General features: G+C 46.1%; 20 protein-coding genes, 1 pseudogene and 1 riboswitch. Of the genes and pseudogenes, 20 read left to right on the forward strand and 1 reads right to left on the reverse strand.

Features of this window, described 5'->3' with window-relative positions; translation table 11 throughout:
• The first annotated feature begins 141 nt into the window (after positions 1-141).
• The 13 genes from ETP43_RS06515 to ETP43_RS06570 all read left to right on the forward strand — a co-directional run bounded on the left by ETP43_RS06515 (position 142) and on the right by ETP43_RS06570 (position 16616).
• Positions 142-1626 carry a C69 family dipeptidase gene (locus ETP43_RS06515; RefSeq protein WP_129257454.1) on the forward strand — a complete coding sequence of 495 codons (1485 nt, stop codon included), beginning with the start codon at positions 142-144 and terminating at the stop codon, positions 1624-1626.
• Positions 1627-1628: 2 nt separating this feature from the next.
• Complete coding sequence (locus tag ETP43_RS06520) at positions 1629-2303, forward strand: response regulator transcription factor (RefSeq protein ID WP_129257455.1); 675 nt, start codon at positions 1629-1631, stop codon at positions 2301-2303.
• 1 nt (position 2304) lies between these two features.
• Positions 2305-3156, forward strand: a complete 852-nt coding sequence (locus ETP43_RS06525) for a sensor histidine kinase (protein ID WP_164979623.1) — start codon at positions 2305-2307, stop codon at positions 3154-3156.
• 78 nt (positions 3157-3234) lie between these two features.
• Positions 3235-3915: an ABC transporter ATP-binding protein gene (locus tag ETP43_RS06530; RefSeq protein WP_129257457.1), complete on the forward strand. Its 681-nt coding sequence runs from the start codon at positions 3235-3237 to the stop codon at positions 3913-3915.
• The gene (locus ETP43_RS06535) at positions 3905-6475 is read left to right on the forward strand and encodes an ABC transporter permease (protein ID WP_129257458.1); all 2571 of its coding nucleotides are present in this window, start codon (positions 3905-3907) and stop codon (positions 6473-6475) included. Before ETP43_RS06530 ends, ETP43_RS06535 begins: the two co-directional genes overlap by 11 nt.
• Before the next feature lie 76 nt (positions 6476-6551).
• Positions 6552-6625: riboswitch (Fluoride riboswitch) on the forward strand.
• Positions 6626-6782: 157 nt separating this feature from the next.
• Positions 6783-8030: a chloride channel protein gene (locus ETP43_RS06540; RefSeq protein WP_129257459.1), complete on the forward strand. Its 1248-nt coding sequence runs from the start codon at positions 6783-6785 to the stop codon at positions 8028-8030.
• Positions 8031-8241: 211 nt separating this feature from the next.
• The gene (locus ETP43_RS06545; protein ID WP_129257460.1) at positions 8242-8823 is read left to right on the forward strand and encodes an HAD family hydrolase; all 582 of its coding nucleotides are present in this window, start codon (positions 8242-8244) and stop codon (positions 8821-8823) included.
• On the forward strand, positions 8786-9925 hold the full coding sequence (locus ETP43_RS06550; protein ID WP_129257461.1) for a GntR family transcriptional regulator: 1140 nt from the start codon (positions 8786-8788) through the stop codon (positions 9923-9925). The genes ETP43_RS06545 and ETP43_RS06550 overlap by 38 nt, the downstream gene beginning before the upstream one ends.
• A 261-nt stretch (positions 9926-10186) precedes the next feature.
• The gene (locus tag ETP43_RS06555) at positions 10187-10864 is read left to right on the forward strand and encodes an MgtC/SapB family protein (RefSeq protein WP_022171723.1); all 678 of its coding nucleotides are present in this window, start codon (positions 10187-10189) and stop codon (positions 10862-10864) included.
• Between the two features lie 333 nt (positions 10865-11197).
• Entirely contained in the window at positions 11198-11353 is a 156-nt protein-coding gene (locus ETP43_RS17050; protein ID WP_164979624.1) for a hypothetical protein, read from the forward strand.
• Positions 11319-14900 carry an ABC transporter ATP-binding protein/permease gene (locus tag ETP43_RS06560; protein WP_129257462.1) on the forward strand — a complete coding sequence of 1194 codons (3582 nt, stop codon included), beginning with the start codon at positions 11319-11321 and terminating at the stop codon, positions 14898-14900. Before ETP43_RS17050 ends, ETP43_RS06560 begins: the two co-directional genes overlap by 35 nt.
• Before the next feature lie 179 nt (positions 14901-15079).
• A complete protein-coding gene (locus tag ETP43_RS06565) occupies positions 15080-16087 on the forward strand; it encodes an aldo/keto reductase (RefSeq protein WP_129257463.1) in 1008 nt (335 codons plus the stop codon).
• A gap of 34 nt (positions 16088-16121) precedes the next feature.
• Entirely contained in the window at positions 16122-16616 is a 495-nt protein-coding gene (locus tag ETP43_RS06570; protein ID WP_106492579.1) for a pyridoxamine 5'-phosphate oxidase family protein, read from the forward strand.
• Between the two features lie 69 nt (positions 16617-16685).
• On the opposite strand, the gene ETP43_RS18380 is transcribed toward ETP43_RS06570, so the two are convergent.
• Positions 16686-16832 (reverse strand): DUF6783 domain-containing protein, encoded by a 147-nt coding sequence (locus ETP43_RS18380; RefSeq protein ID WP_334295513.1) that lies wholly within the window; start codon positions 16830-16832, stop codon positions 16686-16688.
• On the opposite strand from ETP43_RS18380, the pseudogene ETP43_RS18385 reads away from it, so the two are divergent.
• The 7 genes and pseudogenes from ETP43_RS18385 to ETP43_RS06600 form a co-directional block, all read left to right on the forward strand.
• A pseudogene (locus ETP43_RS18385) lies at positions 16770-16907 on the forward strand (DUF6783 domain-containing protein); the annotation flags it as partial. The gene ETP43_RS18380 and the pseudogene ETP43_RS18385 sit on opposite strands and share 63 nt — an antisense overlap.
• Positions 16908-17050: 143 nt before the next feature.
• Positions 17051-17674, forward strand: coding sequence for an imidazole glycerol phosphate synthase subunit HisH (gene hisH, locus ETP43_RS06575; protein WP_022171727.1), 624 nt, complete (start codon positions 17051-17053; stop codon positions 17672-17674).
• Position 17675: 1 nt separating this feature from the next.
• Entirely contained in the window at positions 17676-18437 is a 762-nt protein-coding gene (gene hisF, locus ETP43_RS06580; protein ID WP_118575919.1) for an imidazole glycerol phosphate synthase subunit HisF, read from the forward strand.
• 135 nt (positions 18438-18572) lie between these two features.
• Complete coding sequence (locus ETP43_RS06585; protein ID WP_022171729.1) at positions 18573-19247, forward strand: uracil-DNA glycosylase; 675 nt, start codon at positions 18573-18575, stop codon at positions 19245-19247.
• Between the two features lie 88 nt (positions 19248-19335).
• A complete protein-coding gene (locus tag ETP43_RS06590; RefSeq protein ID WP_164979625.1) occupies positions 19336-20958 on the forward strand; it encodes a putative polysaccharide biosynthesis protein in 1623 nt (540 codons plus the stop codon).
• 40 nt (positions 20959-20998) lie between these two features.
• A complete protein-coding gene (locus ETP43_RS06595; protein ID WP_106492575.1) occupies positions 20999-21205 on the forward strand; it encodes a hypothetical protein in 207 nt (68 codons plus the stop codon).
• 66 nt (positions 21206-21271) lie between these two features.
• Positions 21272-21757, forward strand: a complete 486-nt coding sequence (locus ETP43_RS06600) for an acyl-CoA thioesterase (protein ID WP_106492574.1) — start codon at positions 21272-21274, stop codon at positions 21755-21757.
• Positions 21758-22012 lie beyond the last annotated feature (255 nt).

A 22012-nucleotide genomic window follows, 5' to 3' on the forward strand; every position in this document is an offset into this window, starting at 1 on the left:
CATGGGTTCGTCCGTACGCGAAAAGGTTTTGCCCGTACGCGAAAAGGTTTCATCCGTATACCAAAAAGGTCAGATTTACAGTAAGTTATCAATGTGCTAAAATAAAAACCAGCAAAACAAACAGAAGGGAAGATGAGAAAAATGGCTTGTACAACAATCTTAGTAGGTAAAAAAGCATCCTACGACGGATCCACAATGATCGCTCGCAACGACGACTCCGGATCCGGACATTTTACAGCGAAAAAATTCACGGTGGTAACACCCAAAGAACAGCCGAAAACCTATATTTCCGTGCTCTCCCATGTGAAAGTAGAACTGCCGGAACAGGCGATGCGCTATACATCCATGCCAAATGCAGAAAAAGGAGAAGGAATCTGGGCAGCAAGCGGTGTCAATGAGGCAAATGTAGCCATGACAGCCACCGAAACGATCACAACCAACCCGCGTGTACAGGGCGCCGATCCGCTGGTGGTATATCAGCCGGCAAAAGACGGTCAGGAAGAAGTACCGGGTGGTATCGGAGAGGAAGACATCGTGTGCCTGGTGCTTCCTTATATTAAGAGCGCCCGCGAGGGTGTTGCCCGACTGGGACAGCTTCTGGAAACGTATGGCACATATGAAAATAACGGAATCGCTTTCCAGGATGCTGACGAGATCTGGTGGCTGGAGACGATCGGCGGACATCACTGGATGGCAAGAAGAGTGCCGGATGATGTGTATGTCGTGATGCCAAACCAGCTTGGTATCGATACCTTTGATCTGGAAGATGCATTGGGCGAGCAGAAAGAATACATGTGCTCTCCGGACCTGAAAGAATTTATCGAAAAATACCATCTGGATCTCTCGATGGACGGTGTTCTGAATCCAAGAGATGCCTTCGGAAGTCATGACGATTCCGACCATGTATACAATACGCCGAGAGCCTGGTACATGGAACGGTATCTGAATCCGAATTCCGTAAACTGGGACGGTCCGGACGCCGATTACACACCACTGTCCGATGACATTCCGTGGTGCATGGTTCCGGAAAAGAAGATCACGCCGGAAGATGTAAAATATGTATTGTCTGCACATTATCAGGGAACACCGTATGACCCGTATCTGTCCTATGGAGACAAATCCATGAGCGGTGCGTACCGTTCGATCGGTATCAACCGAAATGATTTTATGTCTCTGATCCAGATGCGCCCGGAAGGAGGAGCTGCATTTGGAACGCTGGAATGGGTGGCTTACGCATCGAATGCATTTAACACGATGGTTCCGTTCTATGCGGATGTGGACGAGACACCGGAATATCTTGCCAACACGACCGGTGAAGTCTCTACCGAAAACTTCTACTGGACCAGCCGCATGATCGCAGCGATGGCAGATGCTTCTTATGGAAAATCTCTGTTCCATGTGGAGCACTATCAGGAAAATGTCCTGGCAAAAAGTCATGCACTGATCAACCAGTACGATGCACTTCTTGCTGATGAAAAAGATCCGGAAAAACAGATGGAACTGAAACGCAAAGCGAACCGGAAAGTGGCAGAAATGGTACAGAAAGAAGCTTCTGCGACATTGAAAAAAGTTCTGTATGAACTGAGCAACCAGATGAAAAACAGTTACGCCAGATCGGATGTGTAAAGATGTATAAAATCGCAGTGATCGAAGACGATACGCTGCTTGGGCAGGCGCTGGTGGAGATGCTCACGTCCCATGGATATCAGGCATTTGCAGCGGAATCTGTGACAAAAGCCCGCCGGTTGCTGGAGAGACAGCCGGTGGATCTGCTTTTAATCGACCGCGGGCTTGCGGATGGAGACGGCGTGGAACTGTGCCGGCAAAGGAGCGGGCAGGAGAAATTGCCAGCTATTTTTCTGACAGCGAGAGATGAAGAAGAGGGTATCGTAGAAGCATTCGATGCGGGTGCGGACGATTACCTGGTAAAACCGGTGGCACTTGCGGTGCTTTTAAAACATATCGAGGCGGTGCTTCGAAGAACAGGCGGTGAGCCGAATCAGGTGTTTTATTATCAGGATTTCAGCCTGGACTATGACCGGAAAGAAGCGAGGATCCAGGGACAGCCGGTAGCGCTGACACCGAAAGAGTACGGGATTCTGGAAGTACTTACGCAAAATCAGAAAAAAGTAGTAACAAAACGCATGCTTCTGGAACAGGTCTGGGATGATGGCGGGAATTTTGTGGAAGAAAATACGCTGCATGTGACGCTGAATCGCCTGAAAAAGAAGATCGAGCCGGATCCTGCACATCCTGTGTATGTGAAAAATGTGTTTGGGCTTGGCTATACGTTTGGAGAATAACATGATTCGAAAAAGAAAAGCACAGCAGGAGATGGAAGAGATTTCCCGGATGCTGGAGCGGGTTCTGAACGGGGAATGTATCCAGCCGGGAGAAATCGGGTATGAAGATACACTTCCGGCAAAGATCCGTTATCAGATTCGCAGGATTTCTGAGAAAAATCAGGGCGTGGAAGCACGGATTACCAGAGAGCGGGATGAGACGAAAGCACTGATCGGGGAGATCGCGCATCAGATGCGGAATCCTCTGGCGGGTGTGGAGAGTTACACACAGCTTTTAGAGGGCGAGATATCGGGAGAGCCGGGAAGGACATACCTGCGCGCACTGGAACAATCCGAACAGCGGCTGCATTTTCTGACAGAAAGTTTTATCAAGATGGCGCGGCTGGAACAACAGATGATCCAGATCAAAAAAACAACTGATGCTCTGGCGGATACGATATTTTCAGCGGTACTTCTGGTACAGAAAGCGGCAGAAGAAAAGCAGATGGAAGTGGAAGTAACCGGAGCGGAAGAGACAAAAGTGTGGCATGATGGGAACTGGCTTGGCGAAGCGGTCTATAATCTATTGGACAACAGCGTAAAATACGCACCGGAACACTCGAAGATCCGGGTCGTCGTGCGGCAGGATGAAATGTATACAAGAATCGTGGTATCCGACGATGGCATCGGGATTCCGAAAGGAGAAGAAAACCGGATCTTTCAGCGGTTTTACCGGGGAAGCAGAGTGACCGGAGAACCGGGATTTGGTCTGGGACTGTATATCAGCCGGGAGATCGTGACGCTCCACGGCGGATTCATGAAAGCAAAAAGAAAAGAACAGGGACTGGAAGTAGCGATTTTTCTTCCCGTGTAAGCAGTTTGTAAGTTTTGGCTGTTACAATCATAGAAAAGCAGAGAAAAAGAACAGATAACTGCGACAGGAGGAAGAAAGATGCAGATACTTGAGACAAAAGAGGTAAAAAAATATTATCCGACACCATCCGGGATCGTGCGCGCCCTGGATGGTGTCTCACTTTCTGTAACGGAAGGAACCTTTGGGGCTATCGTCGGCTCCTCGGGAAGCGGAAAAACCACGCTGCTTCATATGCTGGGAGGTCTGGACGAGCCAACAGACGGACAGATATGGGTGCGGGGAACAGCACTGAAGGGAATGTCCGGAGAAGAAAAGATAGTGTTTCGGAGAAGAAATATCGGATTTGTTTTTCAGAATTATAATCTGGTGTCGACACTCAGTGTCCGGGAAAATATTATGCTGCCGTTGTTACTGGACGGGATGAAGGTCGACCGGAAATTCCTGAAAGAAATTACCGAAAGTCTGAAACTGACGGAAAAACTGGATCATATGCCACATATGCTATCCGGTGGCCAGCAACAGCGGGTTGCGATCGCACGGGCGCTGATCACGAAACCGGCGGTGATCCTGGCAGATGAACCGACCGGAAATCTGGATTCAGTGACCGGGATGGAAGTGATCGGACTGTTAAAGACAAGTGCAGAAAGGTATCATCAGACAATTTTGCTGGTTACGCATAACGAAGAGATCGCGCAGATGGCAGAACGGATCATCCGTATCGAGGATGGAAAGGTGACGGGTGATTCGGATGAAAAATAACAACCAGAAGATTCTGCGGCTGCTGGCAAAAAGGGAATATCAGGAAAATAAAAGACGAAACCGGATCCTGATCGGAACGGTTGCATTTGCCGTATGGATGATATTTTGTGTATTCAGTCTGGCTATCGGAAAGATACAGGCAGATCATCTGCTGATGGTAAGAAATGGAGGAACGAAAGCCAGCACAACACTGGAGGATCCATCGGAAGAACAGTATCGGAAAATACAGGAACTGGCATATATCCGATCTGCGGGAATGGAAACGGATTTTGCTGCCACAGACGCTTTTTTGTGTACAGTGTTAGACAAGACGGCGTGGGAAAACATGCAGAAACCGGCGTATACGGATATTCATGGAGAGTATCCGACGAAAGAGAATGAAATTATGCTGCCCATGCGGGCTCTGAAGCTGCTTGGGGTTAGCAAACCGAAGCTAGGGATGGTAATCTCGGTGACGATGACGGACAGTGAGGGAGAAGAACACTCCGGGGATTTCCGGTTGTCTGGATATTATACGGAATATGTAGATCCTTCGATGGGAAAAGCGTACGGCTATTTTTCAAAGACCTATCTGGATCAGCTGGATCTTTCGAAAGTGTCGAGAACGTTACTGATCGAACAGAGCGGGAGTGTGGATGGTCAGACGGTGGAAGACCGGCTGTATCAGGATATTCCGATGCGGGATGACAGTCAGCAGTTTTTCGGCGGTACCGGACTGGATCTGGAGGCTGTGACTGAGGTGGTCGGCGGATATGATATCGCAGTGGTGATGGCTGTGGTGATCTTAGTTGCTGCGTGGCTGTTGATCTATAATGTGCTTCATATTTCCTATGGGAAAGATATCCGAAGATTCGGGCTGTTAAAAACCCTGGGAACGACCGGACGGCAGATTCGAAGCATCGCGTACCGCCAGATCTTTAAAATCGCGGTTCTGGGATGCCTTTGGGGAAGTGTGGCAGGTATTGCATTTACCTTGACGGGGATTCCGGCATTGCTTTCGAGGATGTATCTGCATGGTCTGGGAAGAGCCTCTGCGATGATCGCGTTTCGGCCTTGGATGCTGGCAGCGTCTGTCTGCTTCGGGATGCTGGTTACATTTCTCGGAGCCGCAGGTGTTATCCGGAAAATCGGAAAACTTTCTCCTGTGGAATCGATACAGTATATGGAAAAAGTATCTGTAGGGAGAAAAAGTAAAAGACAGAGCAAAGATCCGTTGAAAGCGATGGCATGGAGAAATCTGTTCCGTTTTCGGAAACGGTGTGTGCTGACGATTGTTTCTCTTACTCTCGGGATCTGCGTGGCACTTTCTGCCGTTGTGATCACGAAGGGAACGGATATGACCAACCAGATCGAGGCGGAGAACCACGATTTTAAGATCATGACAAATATATCCTCCGGGACGATCAGCCAGTATCCGACGGAGGAGACGTATTTTCCGGAAAATCTGATTGAAAAAATGACAGGTCTTGACGGGGTGGAAACGGTGGCGAAGGTAACGGGCGGTTATGGCAAGTTACAGCTGGATGAAAAAATCCTGGATCTTCGAAGAGAGACACTGGAAGGGAATCAAATCCCTGAGGAGAATGCGGAAAATAGAGAAGAAACCGCTCCAAAACTTTATGAATTTGTGGCAGAACAGGTCAGTGATACCTATCTGGAAGAACTGAAAGTGTTTAATGAAGAGAAAGATCTGGGTCTGGATATTGACAGTGTGGAGGCAGGAACGGGTGCAATCATGCTACACTATAATCTGTTTTCGAGAATCGAAGCACAAAAAGGCAGAGAGGATGTGGGAGAGACATTTTCCACTTATACTGTGCAGGGAGAAAAGACGGCGGATATGAAGTTTTGCGGCTACCTGAACTTTAAAGAAAAGGGGCTTCCGGCACTCGACACGACCTGGAACGGACCGGGGATCGTGTATTTTCTGGTGAGCGAGAAAGGGATGGAGCGGATGCAGCTGCCGGTACAGACCTTTGTGCTGGAGATGGACGTCAACCGATCGATGGAGCCGATGATCCGGGAATCCGTAGAAAAATCCGTGGACAGCTACAATATGCAGTTCGTGACGGGAAGCAGTCATGGAGATTATATCTCGGATGCGCGGACACTGATGCTGGTAAGCAAATCAGAACTGTTGTCCGCTGCCAGATCCTATATCGCGGCCAGCCGAATCATCATGTACGGACTCTGTCTGGTGCTGCTTTTTATGGGATCAATGAACTATTTCCATGTGATCGTAACCGGATATACCGTAAGACAAAAAGAATTTTCCATGATGCAAAGCATCGGCATGACAACCCCGCAGCTGAAGAACATGACGCGGATGGAAGGGATTTTCTACGGACTGATCGTCGGGGTTCTGGTACTGACGGTGGGAAGTGGCGTGCTCGGTGCGGTTGCCGTGGTGATGAAAAGCCGGGTTGGTTATTTTAGATTTGTGTACCCGTGGAGAGAACTGATCGGTGTACTGCTGATCCTCGGCGGACTCTGCGTGGCAATCCCGGAAGGGGTGTTCCGGCGGATGTGGAAGAACCGGGAAATTGAGAGGGGGTTCTGATACAAACAGATAAGAGGGAGAAGTGGCTGTAACAGATTTCGGCTTGACGAATATGCGGAAAAACTGTTATACTTTCATCCAGAACGGGAATGAGGTTCTCCCACGATTTTTGATCGAAACCGCCAAAAGGCTGATGACTTCTGTGCATGGCACGGGAGTATCAGCCTTTTTTGCTACAGGAACTATCAGTTATTAGTTCGGCGGTTCAACTTTGATTATGCAGGGAATGAGTCAGATTCGCGAAGCGTATTTTATCTCATTCAGGGGAGAAATAAATCAGAAGAACATGGAGGAAAGAGAAAACGAAATGAAACAGAAGAAAACAGGAATATCCGCAGAAAAACAGGAACAATGGATTCTGCAAGGAAAATACGTGATTCTTGCCGTATTAGTAGGTATCTGCGTGGGAATCGTCGACACGATTTTCGGAAGAGGGTTGCTGGCAATTTCAGATTTTCGTGGGCAATATTATCGTTATCTACTCCCGATCCTTCCGGTGGCTGGTCTGGCAATTGCCTGGATGTATCAGCGTTTCAGCAGTCTGAGCCTGAAGGGGATGACACTGGTATTCGAAGTGGGACAGAAAAAACGGGAAGAAATACCGCTGGCACTCGTTCCGCTGGTGATGATCGGAACGTGGATCACGCATCTTTTCGGCGGCAGTGCCGGACGGGAAGGGGTGGCGGTGCAGATTGGTGCGACGCTCTCGCATGAGACGGGCAGACGGCTCCATATCAAAGAAACAAAACCGGTGATGCTGATTACCGGTATGGCAGCGGGATTTGGCGGGCTGTTCCAGACACCGCTGGCAGCAGTATTTTTTGCGATGGAAGTGGGGGTTTCCGGTTATGTGGAATATGATGCGCTGCTTCCGGCACTGATCGCGTCCTATACAGCATCCATGACATCACATCTGCTGGGACTGGAAAAATTCGCGGTGGATGTACAGGAAATCTGGCAGATTGGAAATATAAAAAATGTAGTTATTCTGGTAATTCTCGGTCTGGCGTTCGGGCTGACCGGGCGGTGTTTTTCTGTACTTTTGCAGAAGACGAAGAAGCTGGCAGGAGACAAAATCAGCAATCCACTGGTACGGATCGGCTGTCTTGCGATCCCTCTTGCAATTGTATTGATGGTATTACACAGTGCAAGATACAGTGGACTGGGAACCAACCTGATCACGGCATCCTTTACCGGCGATACCATCTACCGATACGACTGGATCCTGAAACTTTTGCTGACGATCGCAACACTTGCGATTGGATTTCAGGGTGGAGAGGTAACACCGTTATTTTCTATTGGTGCGTCATTGGGCGTGGCGCTTGGCTCTGCGTTCGGAATTTCACCGGTTATCTGCGCATCCCTTGGCTATGCAGCAGTATTTGGCAGTGCGACCAACACGGTAATTGCACCGATCTTGATCGGACTGGAAGTCTTTGGAAGCCAGAATGCGATCCCTCTGGTTGTGGTCTGCCTGCTGGCATATATGGTCAATGGAAATCATTCGATCTATGGGGCACAGGTGAAGGCGCTGTGCAGTTTTGAAGAAAAATAAGAATATAACAACTAAAAGTGGTGTGGTGACTGACAAACAGATGCTATACCACTTTTTTTGTAATTTATTATATTTTCATATAACTACTGATAAGCAAAATATATGAAAGCCATATTAAATATACTTTAAACCGTTGCAAAATATAATTAATATGTTAAAATGAGAATACGAAAACAGAAAATGACAGCAAAACATAGATGGAGAGAAAATCATGAGCAAAAAATTAATCGTATTTATAGACAGCGGAGACACTTTGGTAAATGAAGGAACCGAGTACAGAAACGAAGGTTCACCGATCGTACAAAGCTGCGAATTGATCGACGGTGCAAAAGAGCTGCTTCTTACTCTGAAAGAAAGAGGGTATACGATTGAACTGGTAGCGGATGGATATACGCAGTCTTTTGATAATTCTTACGGCCAGCATGGATTGAAAAATATTTTCGATGCGAGAACGATCTCAGAGGAAGTAGGAGAAAAAAAACCATCACAGGCGATGTTTGAGACGGCGATGAAACTGCTGCATCTGACGGACGAAGATAAAAAACGTATTATTATGGTAGGGAATAATCTGGAGAGAGATATTGTGGGTGCCAACCGTTTTGGGATTACTTCTGTATTTATCAAATGGAGTCCGAGGTATCCGATGGAGCCGAAAAATGAGGAAGAAGTGCCGGATTATATTATCCACAAACCACTGGAACTGTTGGATCTGGTGGAAAAATTGGAGGCAGAATTAGAAAAAACGGAGGGTACTCATGGCGAAGAAGCAGTTTCTATACGAAAATGTATATAATGATCTGAAACAGAAGATAGAGTGTGGTGATCTGAAACCGGGTGATAAACTTGCGGTGGAGGAGGATATGATTGCACATTACGGAGTGAGCGCGATCACGGTAAAAAAAGCACTGAATCTTCTGGCAGAAGAACACAGGATTCGCAGGATCAGAGGGAAAGGCAGCTTTGTCATGGAATACCCGGAAGTTGGCAGGATTGAGGTGGAAGAAAAAGCGGTATTACCGGAAAAATCGGAGATTCCTCAGACAGGGGAACCTGTTCTCGGAGTGATTTTTGAACATATCAGTTCCAGCTATGGTCTGCAGATCATGTATGAACTGGAGCAGCAGGCCAGAAAGGCGGGATACCATCTGTACCCATGTTTTTCCTACGGAAACCGGGAACTGGAGACACAGGCAATCCGCTATCTACGCGGTATCGGTGCGAAGGGAATGTTTGTAATGCCATGCCATGGCTCGTATTATAATACCGAGATTCTTCGACTGGTGATTGACGGATATCCCACTGTACTTATTGATAAAAAATTGGATGGAATTTCACTGGATTCGGTACGGACGGACAATGTGCAGAGCATGTCGCGGCTGGTTCGGTATTTTGCGGAAACCGGGAAGAAAAAAATAGGATTTATCACAGTGGAAGAAACAGGAACGTCTTCACTTGGAGAACGCAATGAAGGATTTTATCAGGGAATCTCCGAATATGGTATGACTCCGGTCGGAAAGTGTAGTCTCCCGTATATTACCTATGATAATCCGGTGGAAGCCCGCGGAGAGATCTATCGAAAACAGATTGCAGAGTATATTGAGAGATACAGCAAGGAACTCGAAGGTATCGTATGTGGTGAGTACAGTGTTGCCATGGAGACAGAGGCTGTTCTGGAAGCAAAAGCGTTAAAGGGCAGAATAGAAGTGTGCTGCATGGATGAAAACCACATCGGATCCGGGCAGTACAAACTGACACATATCCGCCAGGATGAGCAGAAAATCGCGCAGTGTGCGATGGAGCGTATGCTGGATAAACTGATTGGAAACACCGGAGAGGAAAAAGACTATCTGATTCCGGGGATCTTTATGGAGAAAATCGCTTCTGAAAAAGAATAAAGCGTGAAAGGACAGACCAGAGCCGTGACATCCGACCTGGTCTGTCCTTTCTATAAAAAAGATGATATTTTGTGAGGATCTGCTTACTGGCAGAAGAAAGATACGATTATTTTATTCCGGTAAAGTTGAAAATAATATGCATTAAAATAAAGTATAATAAATAAGAAACAAAGTATATTGAAATGTTTGAAAAAGCATATAAAAATATGATATAGTATAATAAAAGAAATACGAGAACAAAAAGTTATAAGGAGGAATCGCATGTTTGGTTTTTCATGTGCGGAATGGACAATTCCCAATGTTTTGATTAGAATCGTAGTTTCCATGATACTTGGATGTGTGATCGGTCTGGACAGAGGATTGAAAAAACGTGGAGCAGGAACAAAGACGAATACGATCGTATGTCTGGGAGCAACGCTGGTTATGTTGACGGCGCAGTATATGGAGGTATATTTTCCTGGGAAATCGGATCTTTCGCGTATGGCATCGCAGGTGATCAGCGGGGTAGGATTTCTTGGAGTAGGAACCATCATTGTGTCAGGGCATCAGGTGAGGGGACTGACAACTGCGGCAAGTTTATGGGCATGTGCATGCGTTGGTCTTGCAGTGGGGATCGGGTTTCTGGATGGTGGAGTTATCATTACGGTGTGTGTACTGATTTCCCTTCACGTGCTTCCACGTCTGGAAAAATATTTTTTTCGGCGCAGTAAATATCTATCCGTCTATGTGGAACTGGAAACCAATGGAAGCATTTCTGAATTCTTGGAAAAACTTCAGGAGAATCAGATACAGGTAGATACTATGGATGTGATAAAGGGGAAAACGAAGAAAACACCATGCGCTCTGCTGTTGACTCTGCGGTTACCTACTGCATACAAAAGTACATATGTGGAACAATTGGAAGAGATTCCGGGTGTTAACAGCGTAGACATTATCTGATAATGTACTGGTATTGTAAGAGTAAGAACATGGGGCAGCTACGGACAAGACTGAAATGAGGTTTTAACGATATTACAGACAGTAGTATTGATTTCTCACAGCACAGAGTGGTATGGGTGTAGATGAGGCACTGGACAGTGCACAGGAAACTGTAGAATTTACCATGAGTTCGAATTAAACAGTAACAGCCAACAATAGTCTTTTCATGCTTTATCATCCTTAAAAAATATGTAGAAAACAGAACAGGACAGATGTCAGCACTTGCATTTGCCCGGTTCTTTAGATATGTTTTACAGAAGTTTAGATTCTTTTTATTTTCACCCCGCAAAATTTATGTTAGTATATAATCATCTGCGAAAATCGGCGTTGACACTGGATGATCTTGGTGTTGGCGCCGTATGTTTTATGGTGGTTTATCATGAAAACAGCGAAGCAAAAGAAAGGAAAGAAGAACATGCTTCAAATCCAACACATTCGAAAAGAATATAAAACAGGAAAACTGGTTCAGAAAGCCCTGGATGATGTCAGTCTGAATCTGAGGGATAATGAATTTGTTGCGATTCTCGGGCCCAGTGGTTCAGGAAAGACCACACTGTTAAATATTATCGGCGGTCTGGATCGTTACGACAGCGGGGATCTGATCATCAACGGGATTTCCACGAAAAAATACAAAGACCGCGACTGGGATTCCTACCGAAATCATACGATCGGATTTGTCTTCCAGAGTTATAATCTGATTCCGCATCAGACACTGCTCGCCAATGTTGAGCTGGCGCTGACCATCTCCGGCGTGGGAAAGGCGGAGCGAAGAAGAAGAGCGAAAGAAGCCCTGGAAAAAGTAGGTCTGGGAGAACAGATTGAAAAACGACCAAGCCAGCTGTCGGGCGGACAGATGCAGCGGGTGGCGATCGCCAGAGCATTGGTCAATGATCCGGAGATTCTGCTTGCGGATGAGCCGACCGGAGCACTGGACAGTAATACCAGTGTACAGGTTATGGATCTGCTGCGGGAGGTGGCGAAAGACCGCCTGGTTGTGATGGTTACCCATAACCCGGAACTGGCGGAACTTTATGCCACAAGAATCGTCAATCTGCGGGATGGAAAGATCCGTTCGGATACAAATCCCTATGAGGTGGATGAGGCAGCACTGTCTCCGCCGGAACATAAAAATATGGGAAAATCTTCGATGTCATTTCTGACAGCTCTGGCACTGAGTTTTAATAACTTAAAGACCAAAAAGGCCAGAACCCTTCTGACTTCCTTTGCCGGATCAATTGGTATCATCGGTATCGCGCTGATCCTGGCACTGTCAAATGGTGTCAATGCTTATATCCAGTCGGTGGAAGAAGAAACGTTATCGGAATATCCACTGGAGATCCAGAGTACCGGGTTTGACCTGACTGCCATGATGACGATGAACATGGGGACAGATGATAAAGACGCGGAGAAGGAAGACGACGATCAGGTCAATGTCGTGCAGATGATCACAAATATGTTCTCCACGATGGACTCCAATGACCTGAAATCGCTGAAAAAATATCTGGATGACCATGAAAAGGAAATCGGCAAATACGCAAAATCCGTGGAATACAGCTACAGTGTAACACCACAGATCTTTCGACTGGACAAAGATAGAGATAAGATTCGTCAGGTTAATCCGGACAAATCCTTTGCTTCTCTGGGGCTTGGTTCTTCGTCGAGTGCAAATAGTATGATGTCCTCGATGATGAGTACAGATGTGTTTTATGAGATGCCGAGAGAGGAGAATCTGTATAAAAACCAGTATGATGTAAAAGCAGGTCGCTGGCCGGAAAGTTATGACGAATGTGTGGTAGTTATGACTGCGGACGGAAGTATCAGCGATTTTCTCTTGTACACACTGGGACTCAGAGATGCTATGGAACTTGACGATATGATCGAACAGTTTATGAAGGATGAAGATGTGGATACTCCGGATAATATCGGCACATACCGTTATGAGGATATTCTGGGAACCACCTTTAAACTGGTCAATGCTTCGGATTATTACAGCTATGACAGTGAATACAAGGTCTGGAAAGACAAATCGGATAATAACAAATATATGAAAAAACTGGTGAAAAACGGGGAAGATCTGAAAGTGGTCGGTATCGTGCAACCATCGGAGGATGCCAACGGAGCTCTGCTTCGAACCGGTATCTATTATCCGGCAGAGCTGACTGATCATGTGATCGAGGAAGCGAAAAACAGTAAAATCGTAAAAGCTCAGATGAAAAATGAAGATATTGATGTCTTTACCAATGAAGAATTTGGTAAAGAATCGGATAATGATTTTGATATGGGATCCCTCTTTAAGATCGATGAGGATAAACTGCAAAATGCATTTAAATTTGATGAAAATGCCATGGCAAATGCAATGGCAGGAAGCACGGATCTCTCAGATGCATTTTCCGTCGATCCGAATACACTGGATCTTTCGGGCATGCTGGATCTGAGTGCCATCAATATTTCGCTTCCGGAAGCACCGGATCTGTCGTTCGGTAATCTGATGAGTGGAATCAAGATCCAGGCGTCCGGTGATGATGTGAGCAACCTTGCTGCTGCACTGTTAAAGGGCTACCAGGAATATGCAAAAGAACATCCGGAAGCAGATTATTCCGGTCTGGGTGAGAACTTTATTGGTTATCTGAATACAGAAAAAGCACAGGAAATTCTGAAAAATAATATCAAAGACATCATCGGAGCGAGCGGTTCTGTCGAAGTATCAAAAGAAGAACTGCAGCAGCTGATCAAAGATATCATGACCGGATTTCAGAAGTATGCCCAGGAAAAGGGATATACGGATATGACGAAGCTGGATGAATACCTGACGGAATATCTCCAGACAGAAGAATGCCAGCAGATCCTGACTGCCTGGGCAGAGAAAAATATTCATATTAACGGAGATGTCAATATCACAAAAGAACAGCTGGAAAAACTTTCGAAGGAACTGCTGGAAGGATATGAAGCTTATGTACAGGAAAACGGTTACCCGGATCCGGCGAAGATGGGTGAGTACTTTATGGATTATCTGGGAACAGACAGCGCGAAGCAGGAACTTTCCGCAGGTCTTATGAAGATGATCAACACGAAGGGTGTGGAAGAACAGATATCCGCGGCAATCGGAACCTATATGCAGAGTGCATTTTCTTCTTATGGAAATACTCTGTCACAGGCACTGGGAACGCAGATTTCAAAAGCAATGGAGCAGATGATGACACAGATCGCCGGTGGTATGGAAAAAGCCATGACGCAGGCGATGAGCCGGGTGGGAGAGAATCTGCAGAATGCATTCTCTATCGATGCGGATGCATTTACCGGGGCATTTGATATAAGCATGGACGGAGAAGAGCTGACCGAACTGATGATGTCCATGGGAAATACCGGAAGTACAACGTATGATTCGAACCTGCAGAAACTCGGCTATGCAGATAAGGCAGAACCGAGTGGTATCTCAATCTATCCGAAAAACTTCGAGAGCAAGGAACAGATCGTGCAGCTGCTGGATGATTATAACAGTAAGATGGAAAGAGAAGGAAAAGACGAGCAGGTGATCAGCTACACAGATATGGTCGGAACGCTGATGTCCTCGGTGACGGATATTGTTGATATTATCAGTTATGTGCTGATTGCATTTGTGGCGATCTCACTGGTGGTTTCTTCGATCATGATCGGAGTGATTACCTATATCAGTGTGCTGGAACGCCGGAAAGAAATCGGTATCCTGCGGGCAATAGGAGCATCTAAAGGAAATATTTCCCAGGTGTTCAATGCGGAAACCTGTATCATCGGTCTGTGTGCAGGTCTGATAGGTATCGGTCTGACACTGTTACTTCTGATCCCGGGCAATGCCCTGATTCACAAACTGGCAGATACCACTGCTGTCAGTGCATCCCTGCCGGTGATTCCGGCACTTATCCTGATCGTGCTGAGCGTATTTCTTACGTTTATCGGTGGACTGATCCCGTCGAAGAAAGCTGCAAAGAGTGATCCGGTGACGGCACTGAGGAATGACTAAAAAATAAAAAATGAGAAAACGTGTTCGATCTTGTGTGTGATCTGTTAGTTCAACAAAGCCAGTATTTCTTATCGAAATATAAGAATACTGGCTTTTTTAGATTTTATTCCGACTCATAAAATGTTATAATGTATCTCATGAAAATCAAAATATACAATATAGAAAAAGGAGAAACATAAATGGAATACAGAACACTTGGAAAAACAGGATTGAAAGTGTCCCGCATGGGATTTGGTGGGATTCCGATCCAGAAGATTGATGAAGAAGGAACAAGAAAACTGTTACAGGATATGGTGAAACGGGGAATCAATTATATTGATTCTGCGAGAGGCTATACCGTCAGCGAGCAGTACATCGGTTACGGTATGGAAGGAATCCGTGATCAGTTCGTGCTGGCGACAAAATCCATGGCGAGAACAAAAGAAGCGATGGCAGCAGATATCGAGACGAGTCTTCGGAATTTCCGCACAGATTATATTGATCTGTATCAGGTACATAATCCGAGTATGGAACAGCTGAATCAGGTGATCGGAGAAGGTGGGGCACTGGAAGCACTGCTGGAGGCGAAAAACGCTGGAAAGATCGGACATATCGGAATCACGGCGCATTCCACGGAAGTTTTTGAGCGTGCGCTGACCCTGGACTGGGTGGAGACGATTATGTTTCCTTATAATATTGTGGAACAGCAGGGGGCTGAACTGATTCGTCGGTGTGGAGAGAAAAACATCGGATTTATTGATATGAAACCACTGGCAGGAGGTGCCATCGAAGACGGAGCACTGGCACTTCGATATGTCTGTTCTAACCCGGATGTGACGATCACTATTCCTGGTATGGCAGAGATTCGGGAACTGGAAGAGAATCAGAAGGCCTGTGAGAATCAGGAACCGCTGACGAAAGAAGAAGAGGAAAAGATTCAGGCAGTCCGTGACCAGCTGGGAACGGATTTTTGTCGTCGTTGTAATTACTGTGCACCTTGCAGCGTAGGAATCCAGATTCCAAGTGTTTTCTTGTTTGCCGGTTATCTGCAACGTTATGATCTGGAGCAGTGGGCCAGAGATCGATACAGTACCTTAAAAGTTAAAGCTTCTGCCTGCATCGGCTGTGGCAAATGCGAACCACGCTGTCCATATCACCTGCCGATCCGGGAAAAACTGAAGATCTGTGCAGCTGATTTTGGAGAATAGAGAGAGAATCAGACTACGGTGAAGGAGAAAAATTATGACACGACGGGAAAGAGAAGTAACTGATATTAATGATATATTACAGATCATCAACGAAACAAAGATCCTGCATCTGGGTTTGTCTGATGAGGGATGGCCTTATGTGGTGCCGATGAATTATGGATATGAATATGTGGACGGAAAGCTGACATTTTATCTCCATGGTGCCACCAAAGGGTACAAATTTGATGTTCTGGAGAAGAATCCAAAAGTCTCATTTGCTCTGGAGACAGATATGATTCCGTTTGAGGGAAAGGTAGCCTGCCAGTACGGGATGGCATACCGGAGCGTGATGGGACGCGGATATGGAACCCTGGTGGCGGATGTGGAAGAAAAGGAAAAAGCACTGTCCCTGTTGATGAAACAGCAGACGGGAAAGGATTTTACCTTTGATGAGAAACTGGTATCAATTGTGAATGTAATCCGTATTGATGTGAAAGAATTTACTGCAAAGGAGAGAAAACTTCCGGCAGCGATGCAGCAGGATTCCTGAAAATAATTGAATTATTGCAGGTTACAGAGAAAGATTCATCGTTACCGGGAACGGAGTGAACAGTAACACTTAATCCAAAGCACTAGAGCGTGTCTGAAAAATCATTTCCGCAACCTGCAAGCCCCACTTTGCGGTATATTTTACCCTTATTCGGTTGCCGTAGCCCGCTACGCCGCCCTCATTCGGATAAAATCTCCCACAAACTGGGACTCGCAGCTCACGAAAAGCCTTTTTCAAACACGCTCTAGTATATTATGCAGAATAGATATGGAATTCGAGTTGAAATTATGATAAACTGAACTGTAATGTTTTGTCAGTTTTTGTAGTTGTATCTATTACGGTTATGATTTGATAAAACAATCGATCTAAAAGGTCGCAGACACAGCTGTGATGGAGTAGCGGCAGTGTCAGAAAAACAGATGAGGAGTGAAGACATGATAGCACTGATTGATTACGATGCGGGAAATATGAAAAGCGTGGAAAAAGCTCTGCAGCTGATAGGAGAGGATGTGCTGGTGACCAGAGATCCGAAAGAGATTCTGGCTGCGGATAAAGTGGTGTTACCGGGTGTGGGTAGTTTTGGAGATGCGATGGAAAATCTGCACCATTTCGGGTTGGTACCCGTGATTCACCAGGTAGTTCAGGAGCAGACTCCGTTTTTGGGAATCTGTCTGGGACTGCAGCTTCTGTTTGAAAAAAGTGAGGAGAGTCCGGGCGTGGAGGGCCTTGGCATCTTAAAGGGAGAGATTCTTCGGATTCCTGCGGCAGAAGGACTGAAGATCCCTCATATGGGCTGGAATAATATCCGATTTCCGAATAAAGGACGGTTGTTTGCGGGAGTTCCGGAAGATGCATATGTGTATTTTGTACATTCCTATTATCTGAAAGCACAGGATGAAAAAATTGTGACTGCAACAACCGAATATGGTACCCATATCCATGCTTCTGTGGAAAGCGGCAATCTGTTTGCCTGCCAGTTCCATCCCGAGAAAAGTTCCCATGTGGGCTTGCAGATTTTGAAAAATTTTGCAAAACTGGAAGGAAAAGGAGGACGATAAGATGCTGACAAAAAGAATTATTCCATGTCTGGATGTAAATAATGGAAGAGTAGTAAAAGGTGTGAACTTTGTCAATCTTCAGGATGCGGGTGATCCGGTGGCAGTAGCGAAAGCGTACGACGAGGCCGGTGCAGATGAAGTTGTTTTTCTGGATATCACAGCATCTTCGGATCATCGTAATACAGTGGTAGATATGGTGCGGAAAGTTGCAGCTAACGTATTTATTCCTTTTACCGTAGGAGGCGGTATCCGCACTGTGGATGATTTTCGGTTGCTTTTGCGGGAAGGAGCAGACAAGATTTCCATCAATTCTTCTGCGATAAACCGCCCAGAACTGATTCATGAAGCAGCCTTAAAGTTCGGAAGTCAGTGCGTGGTAGTTGCTATTGATGCAAAGCAGCGTGCAGACGGATCTGGATGGAATGTCTATAAAAATGGTGGGCGGATCGATGTGGGTCTGGATGCTGTGGAATGGGCAAAAAAAGCAGAAGCCCTGGGAGCAGGAGAGATTCTTCTCACCAGTATGGACGGAGATGGCACAAAAGCAGGATACGATTTGAAATTGACCCGTGCGATCGCGGATGCAGTATCCATTCCGGTTATTGCTTCCGGTGGTGCGGGCACGCTGGAGCACTTTTATGACGCATTGACAGAGGGCGGTGCAGATGCCGCACTGGCAGCGTCTCTGTTCCATTACAAAGAACTGGAGATCCGGGAAGTAAAGGAATATCTTCGGGACAGAGGACTTCCGGTTCGTCTGTAAAGATATCAGAAATATAAGAAAATACGTAACTGTTCAGTACCTTCACAGCTACGAAAATACAAGTGTGCGTGTAAATCCGGTAAAATCCGGATACTGGAAGATTGCCATTGCACGCACAGGAGAGGAGGAGGGCGTATGCCTCCAATTTCAGGAGCATGGGCAAAAGCCCTGGAAGGGGAATTTCACAAACCCTATTATAAAAAACTATTTGAAACTGTGGGAAAAGAATATGCAACCCATCAGATTTTTCCGGCGGGAGATGATATTTTTAATGCGTTTCATTTTACACCGCTGGATCAGGTGAAAGTAGTGATTCTCGGACAGGATCCGTACCACGGAGACGGACAGGCGCACGGGCTTTGTTTTTCGGTAAAACCGGATGTGGAGATTCCGCCTTCATTGGTGAATATCTACAAAGAACTGGAAGATGATCTGGGATGTTATATCCCAAACAACGGATATCTGGAAAAATGGGCAAGACAGGGTGTTCTGATGTTAAACACAGTTCTGACCGTACGTGCTCATCAGGCAAATTCCCATCGGGGGATCGGCTGGGAAGAATTTACCGATGCGGCTATTCGGGTGTTGGCGGCGCAGGATCGCCCGATGGTTTTTATCCTCTGGGGCAAACCGGCTCAGAGTAAAAAATCCATGCTTGACCCGGACAAACATCTGATTCTGGAGGCTCCTCATCCCAGTCCGCTATCCGCTTACCGGGGATTTTTTGGAAGTAAGCCGTTCAGTAAGACAAATGCTTATCTGACAGCACATGGTCTGGAGCCGATTGACTGGCAGATCGAGAATAGGTAGTCCGGCTATAGAAGACAGATCAGGTATTTGCCGGGATTTTTCCATGAAAGCCGGAAAAATCGAAAAAGAGATAAAGCAGGAGTAAATGATGAGTGAGAAAAATGGATTAGTGAAAAACGCCTCATTTCTGATGATGGCGACTTTGATCTCCAGGGTGATCGGTCTTTTGTATCGAAGCCCTCTGGGGGTTGTGCTGGGAACGGTAGGACTTGGATATTATGGATATGCGAATAACGTGTATGTTATTTTGCTTCTGATTTCTGCCTACAGTATTCCGATGGCAGTATCGAAGGTCGTATCGGAACGTCTGGCACTGAAACAATATCGAAATGCCCAGAAAGTCTTTCATGGGGCGTTATTATATGCAATGATCGTGGGTGGAGTGGCAGCTCTGGTTGCCTTTTTCTTTGGTAATTATCTGCTTCCGGTCAATCAGCAGCAGGCACTTCTGGCTTTGCGGATGCTGGCGCCGACAATTTTCTTTTCAGCAATTCTTGGCGTTATGCGTGGATATTTTCAGGCGCACAGCACGATGATGCCAACCTCGATCTCCCAGATTCTGGAGCAGATCGCTAATGCGATCGTCAGTATTCTGGCGGCATGGCTGTTGATCAAGAAGTTTGCAGTGGACGAGGAGACGCATGCAATTTATGGTGCAGCCGGTGGTGCGATGGGTACCGGAGCCGGTGTGCTTACGGGTCTGGCATTTATGTTGATCGTCTATGCGGCAAACCGGAAATCAATCCATAAAAAGATCGCCAGAGATAAACATACACAGGAAGAGTCCATGGTGGGCGTTATGAAGATCATTTTCCTGATGGTAACGCCGATTATTTTCAATACTTTTGTATACAATGCCAGCAGTTACCTGGATTCCAAGATTTTCTCGGATATCCTGAATATGAAAGGCATCGCTGCAAAAGTAGTCAGTGGGCAGTGGGGAGAATACAGTAATTACTACATTACGCTGATCAATATTCCGCTGGCACTTTCAAGTGCCACTTCCTCTGCAATGATGCCGGAGATTGCAACGAGATTTATCAAAAATGAGTATAAAGAGGCAAATGAAAAGATCAACGAGGGAATCCAGCTGACGATGTTTTTGTGTATCCCGGCAGCAGTCGGTTTGGCTGTGCTGGCGTTTCCAATCACAAAAGTGCTGTTTCCATCCAGTGGAACACTGTCGGGACAGCTGCTTTTAGCAGGTTCCATAACGGTTATTTTCTCCGCACTGTCTACGATTACGAACGGAGTGTTGCAGGCAATCGGTAAAGCGAGAATTCCGCTTCGAAACTCTGCGATTTCTCTGGTACTGAATGTGATCACTGTGGCGGTATGTTCTTTTGCAGCTCCACAGATGGGCGTGTTCTCTGTATTGATCGCCAGTCTGATATTGGCAGTCGCCATGTGTGTATTGAATGCCATGTCCCTGAAAAAATATCTGGGTCACAAGAACGATTTTGTCAACGGTTACGGAAAACCACTGGCAGCGGCAGCAGGTATGGGTGTTGTGGCATGGATCGTATATTATGGACTACATCTTCTGGTGCCGATCCGTATCGTGTGTCTGGGTGTTTCTGTAATTCTGGCAGCACTGGTATATCTGATTTTGTATGTGATCGTTACGAAAACAACGGTGGAACAGATGCGGCGGTTCCCGATGGGAAATTATGTGGTGAAAGTGCTACGGATCCTGAAAGTATTCCGATAAAGACAGGAATGGGATTTCCCTGAAATAAAGTAATTCGAGTATGGCTGGTAGATTCTGTACAGAACGCCAGCTTTGCTTTGTTTTCTATACAGATAATGAAGCTGCAATTGTAACTATTCAGCAGCCATTATCCCGCGAGGTGTTTTGGCATATTTATGCCAAAATCCCGAGACATACAAGCAAAAATGCCATCACCGAAGGTGATTTTAAATGCGTTTTTGCTCGTAACTGTGAAGGTACTGAATAGTTACCTGCAATTAATGAAGAATAGAACAGCAATGATTTGTGTAATGGAAGAAAGAAGGATATTACAATGGAAGAAACACAGAGACCATGTAAAAGGGTAGTGGATTCTCAGACGGAGCAGACGTATCTGATGCGCCCCAATTATCTGAACTGTTATGGAAATCTGTTCGGAGGACAGCTGATGGGCTGGATTGATGAAATTGCCAGTATCGTGGCGATGCGTCACTGCGAGGCGGACATCACGACAGCGGCGATCGATAACCTGAATTTCAAAGAGGGAGCTACTGTAAATGATGTAGTAGTTCTTCGGGGAAAGATTACGTATGTGGGAAGAACTTCGATGGAAGTACGTGTGGACACATATGTAGAAAGTCGTCACGGTATCCGGAAGGTGATCAACCGTGCATATGTGGTAATGGTAGCCGTTGATGAACACCATCACCCGATTCCGGTCCCGGGACTGATCGTCGAGTCGGAAAATGACAGGGCAGAATGGGAAGGCGGAGAAAAACGGTATCAGCTGAGAAAACAGCGGAGACGGGAAGGATTTTAGAGAGAAAAAAGCGAATGCAGAGCTCAAAAGATAAAGAGTAGTGTATTCGCTTTTTTTATGCGGATAATGAGACAAAATTTGCGGAAGTTGATGATTGACAGGTAGAGGTGGTATAGGGAGATGTAAAATAAAGAATGTTGTCTTGTAACTATTCAGTAGCCACTGTCCCGCGAGGTGTTTTGACATGAATGTGTCAAAATCCCGAGACATACAAGCCAAAATGCCATCACCGAAGGTGATTTTTTATGCATTTTG

Source organism: Blautia faecicola (genome assembly GCF_004123145.1).
Taxonomy (GTDB): Bacteria; Bacillota; Clostridia; order Lachnospirales; family Lachnospiraceae; genus Oliverpabstia; species Oliverpabstia faecicola.

Bases quoted from the DNA above. Each gene is read 5' to 3' on its own strand.
- ETP43_RS17050 (WP_164979624.1), top strand. From the start codon at position 11,198: ATGTTAGTATATAATCATCTGCGAAAATCGGCGTTGACACTGGATGAT.
- ETP43_RS06540 (WP_129257459.1), top strand. From the start codon at position 6,783: ATGAAACAGAAGAAAACAGGAATATCCGCAGAAAAACAGGAACAATGG.
- ETP43_RS06520 (WP_129257455.1), top strand. From the start codon at position 1,629: ATGTATAAAATCGCAGTGATCGAAGACGATACGCTGCTTGGGCAGGCG.
- ETP43_RS06590 (WP_164979625.1), top strand. From the start codon at position 19,336: ATGAGTGAGAAAAATGGATTAGTGAAAAACGCCTCATTTCTGATGATG.
- ETP43_RS06525 (WP_164979623.1), top strand. From the start codon at position 2,305: ATGATTCGAAAAAGAAAAGCACAGCAGGAGATGGAAGAGATTTCCCGG.
- ETP43_RS06570 (WP_106492579.1), top strand. From the start codon at position 16,122: ATGACACGACGGGAAAGAGAAGTAACTGATATTAATGATATATTACAG.
- ETP43_RS06545 (WP_129257460.1), top strand. From the start codon at position 8,242: ATGAGCAAAAAATTAATCGTATTTATAGACAGCGGAGACACTTTGGTA.
- ETP43_RS06565 (WP_129257463.1), top strand. From the start codon at position 15,080: ATGGAATACAGAACACTTGGAAAAACAGGATTGAAAGTGTCCCGCATG.
- ETP43_RS06600 (WP_106492574.1), top strand. From the start codon at position 21,272: ATGGAAGAAACACAGAGACCATGTAAAAGGGTAGTGGATTCTCAGACG.
- hisF (WP_118575919.1), top strand. From the start codon at position 17,676: ATGCTGACAAAAAGAATTATTCCATGTCTGGATGTAAATAATGGAAGA.
- ETP43_RS06595 (WP_106492575.1), top strand. From the start codon at position 20,999: ATGGCTGGTAGATTCTGTACAGAACGCCAGCTTTGCTTTGTTTTCTAT.
- ETP43_RS06530 (WP_129257457.1), top strand. From the start codon at position 3,235: ATGCAGATACTTGAGACAAAAGAGGTAAAAAAATATTATCCGACACCA.
- ETP43_RS06585 (WP_022171729.1), top strand. From the start codon at position 18,573: ATGCCTCCAATTTCAGGAGCATGGGCAAAAGCCCTGGAAGGGGAATTT.
- ETP43_RS06560 (WP_129257462.1), top strand. From the start codon at position 11,319: ATGCTTCAAATCCAACACATTCGAAAAGAATATAAAACAGGAAAACTG.
- ETP43_RS06550 (WP_129257461.1), top strand. From the start codon at position 8,786: ATGGCGAAGAAGCAGTTTCTATACGAAAATGTATATAATGATCTGAAA.
- hisH (WP_022171727.1), top strand. From the start codon at position 17,051: ATGATAGCACTGATTGATTACGATGCGGGAAATATGAAAAGCGTGGAA.
- ETP43_RS06535 (WP_129257458.1), top strand. From the start codon at position 3,905: ATGAAAAATAACAACCAGAAGATTCTGCGGCTGCTGGCAAAAAGGGAA.
- ETP43_RS06515 (WP_129257454.1), top strand. From the start codon at position 142: ATGGCTTGTACAACAATCTTAGTAGGTAAAAAAGCATCCTACGACGGA.
- ETP43_RS06555 (WP_022171723.1), top strand. From the start codon at position 10,187: ATGTTTGGTTTTTCATGTGCGGAATGGACAATTCCCAATGTTTTGATT.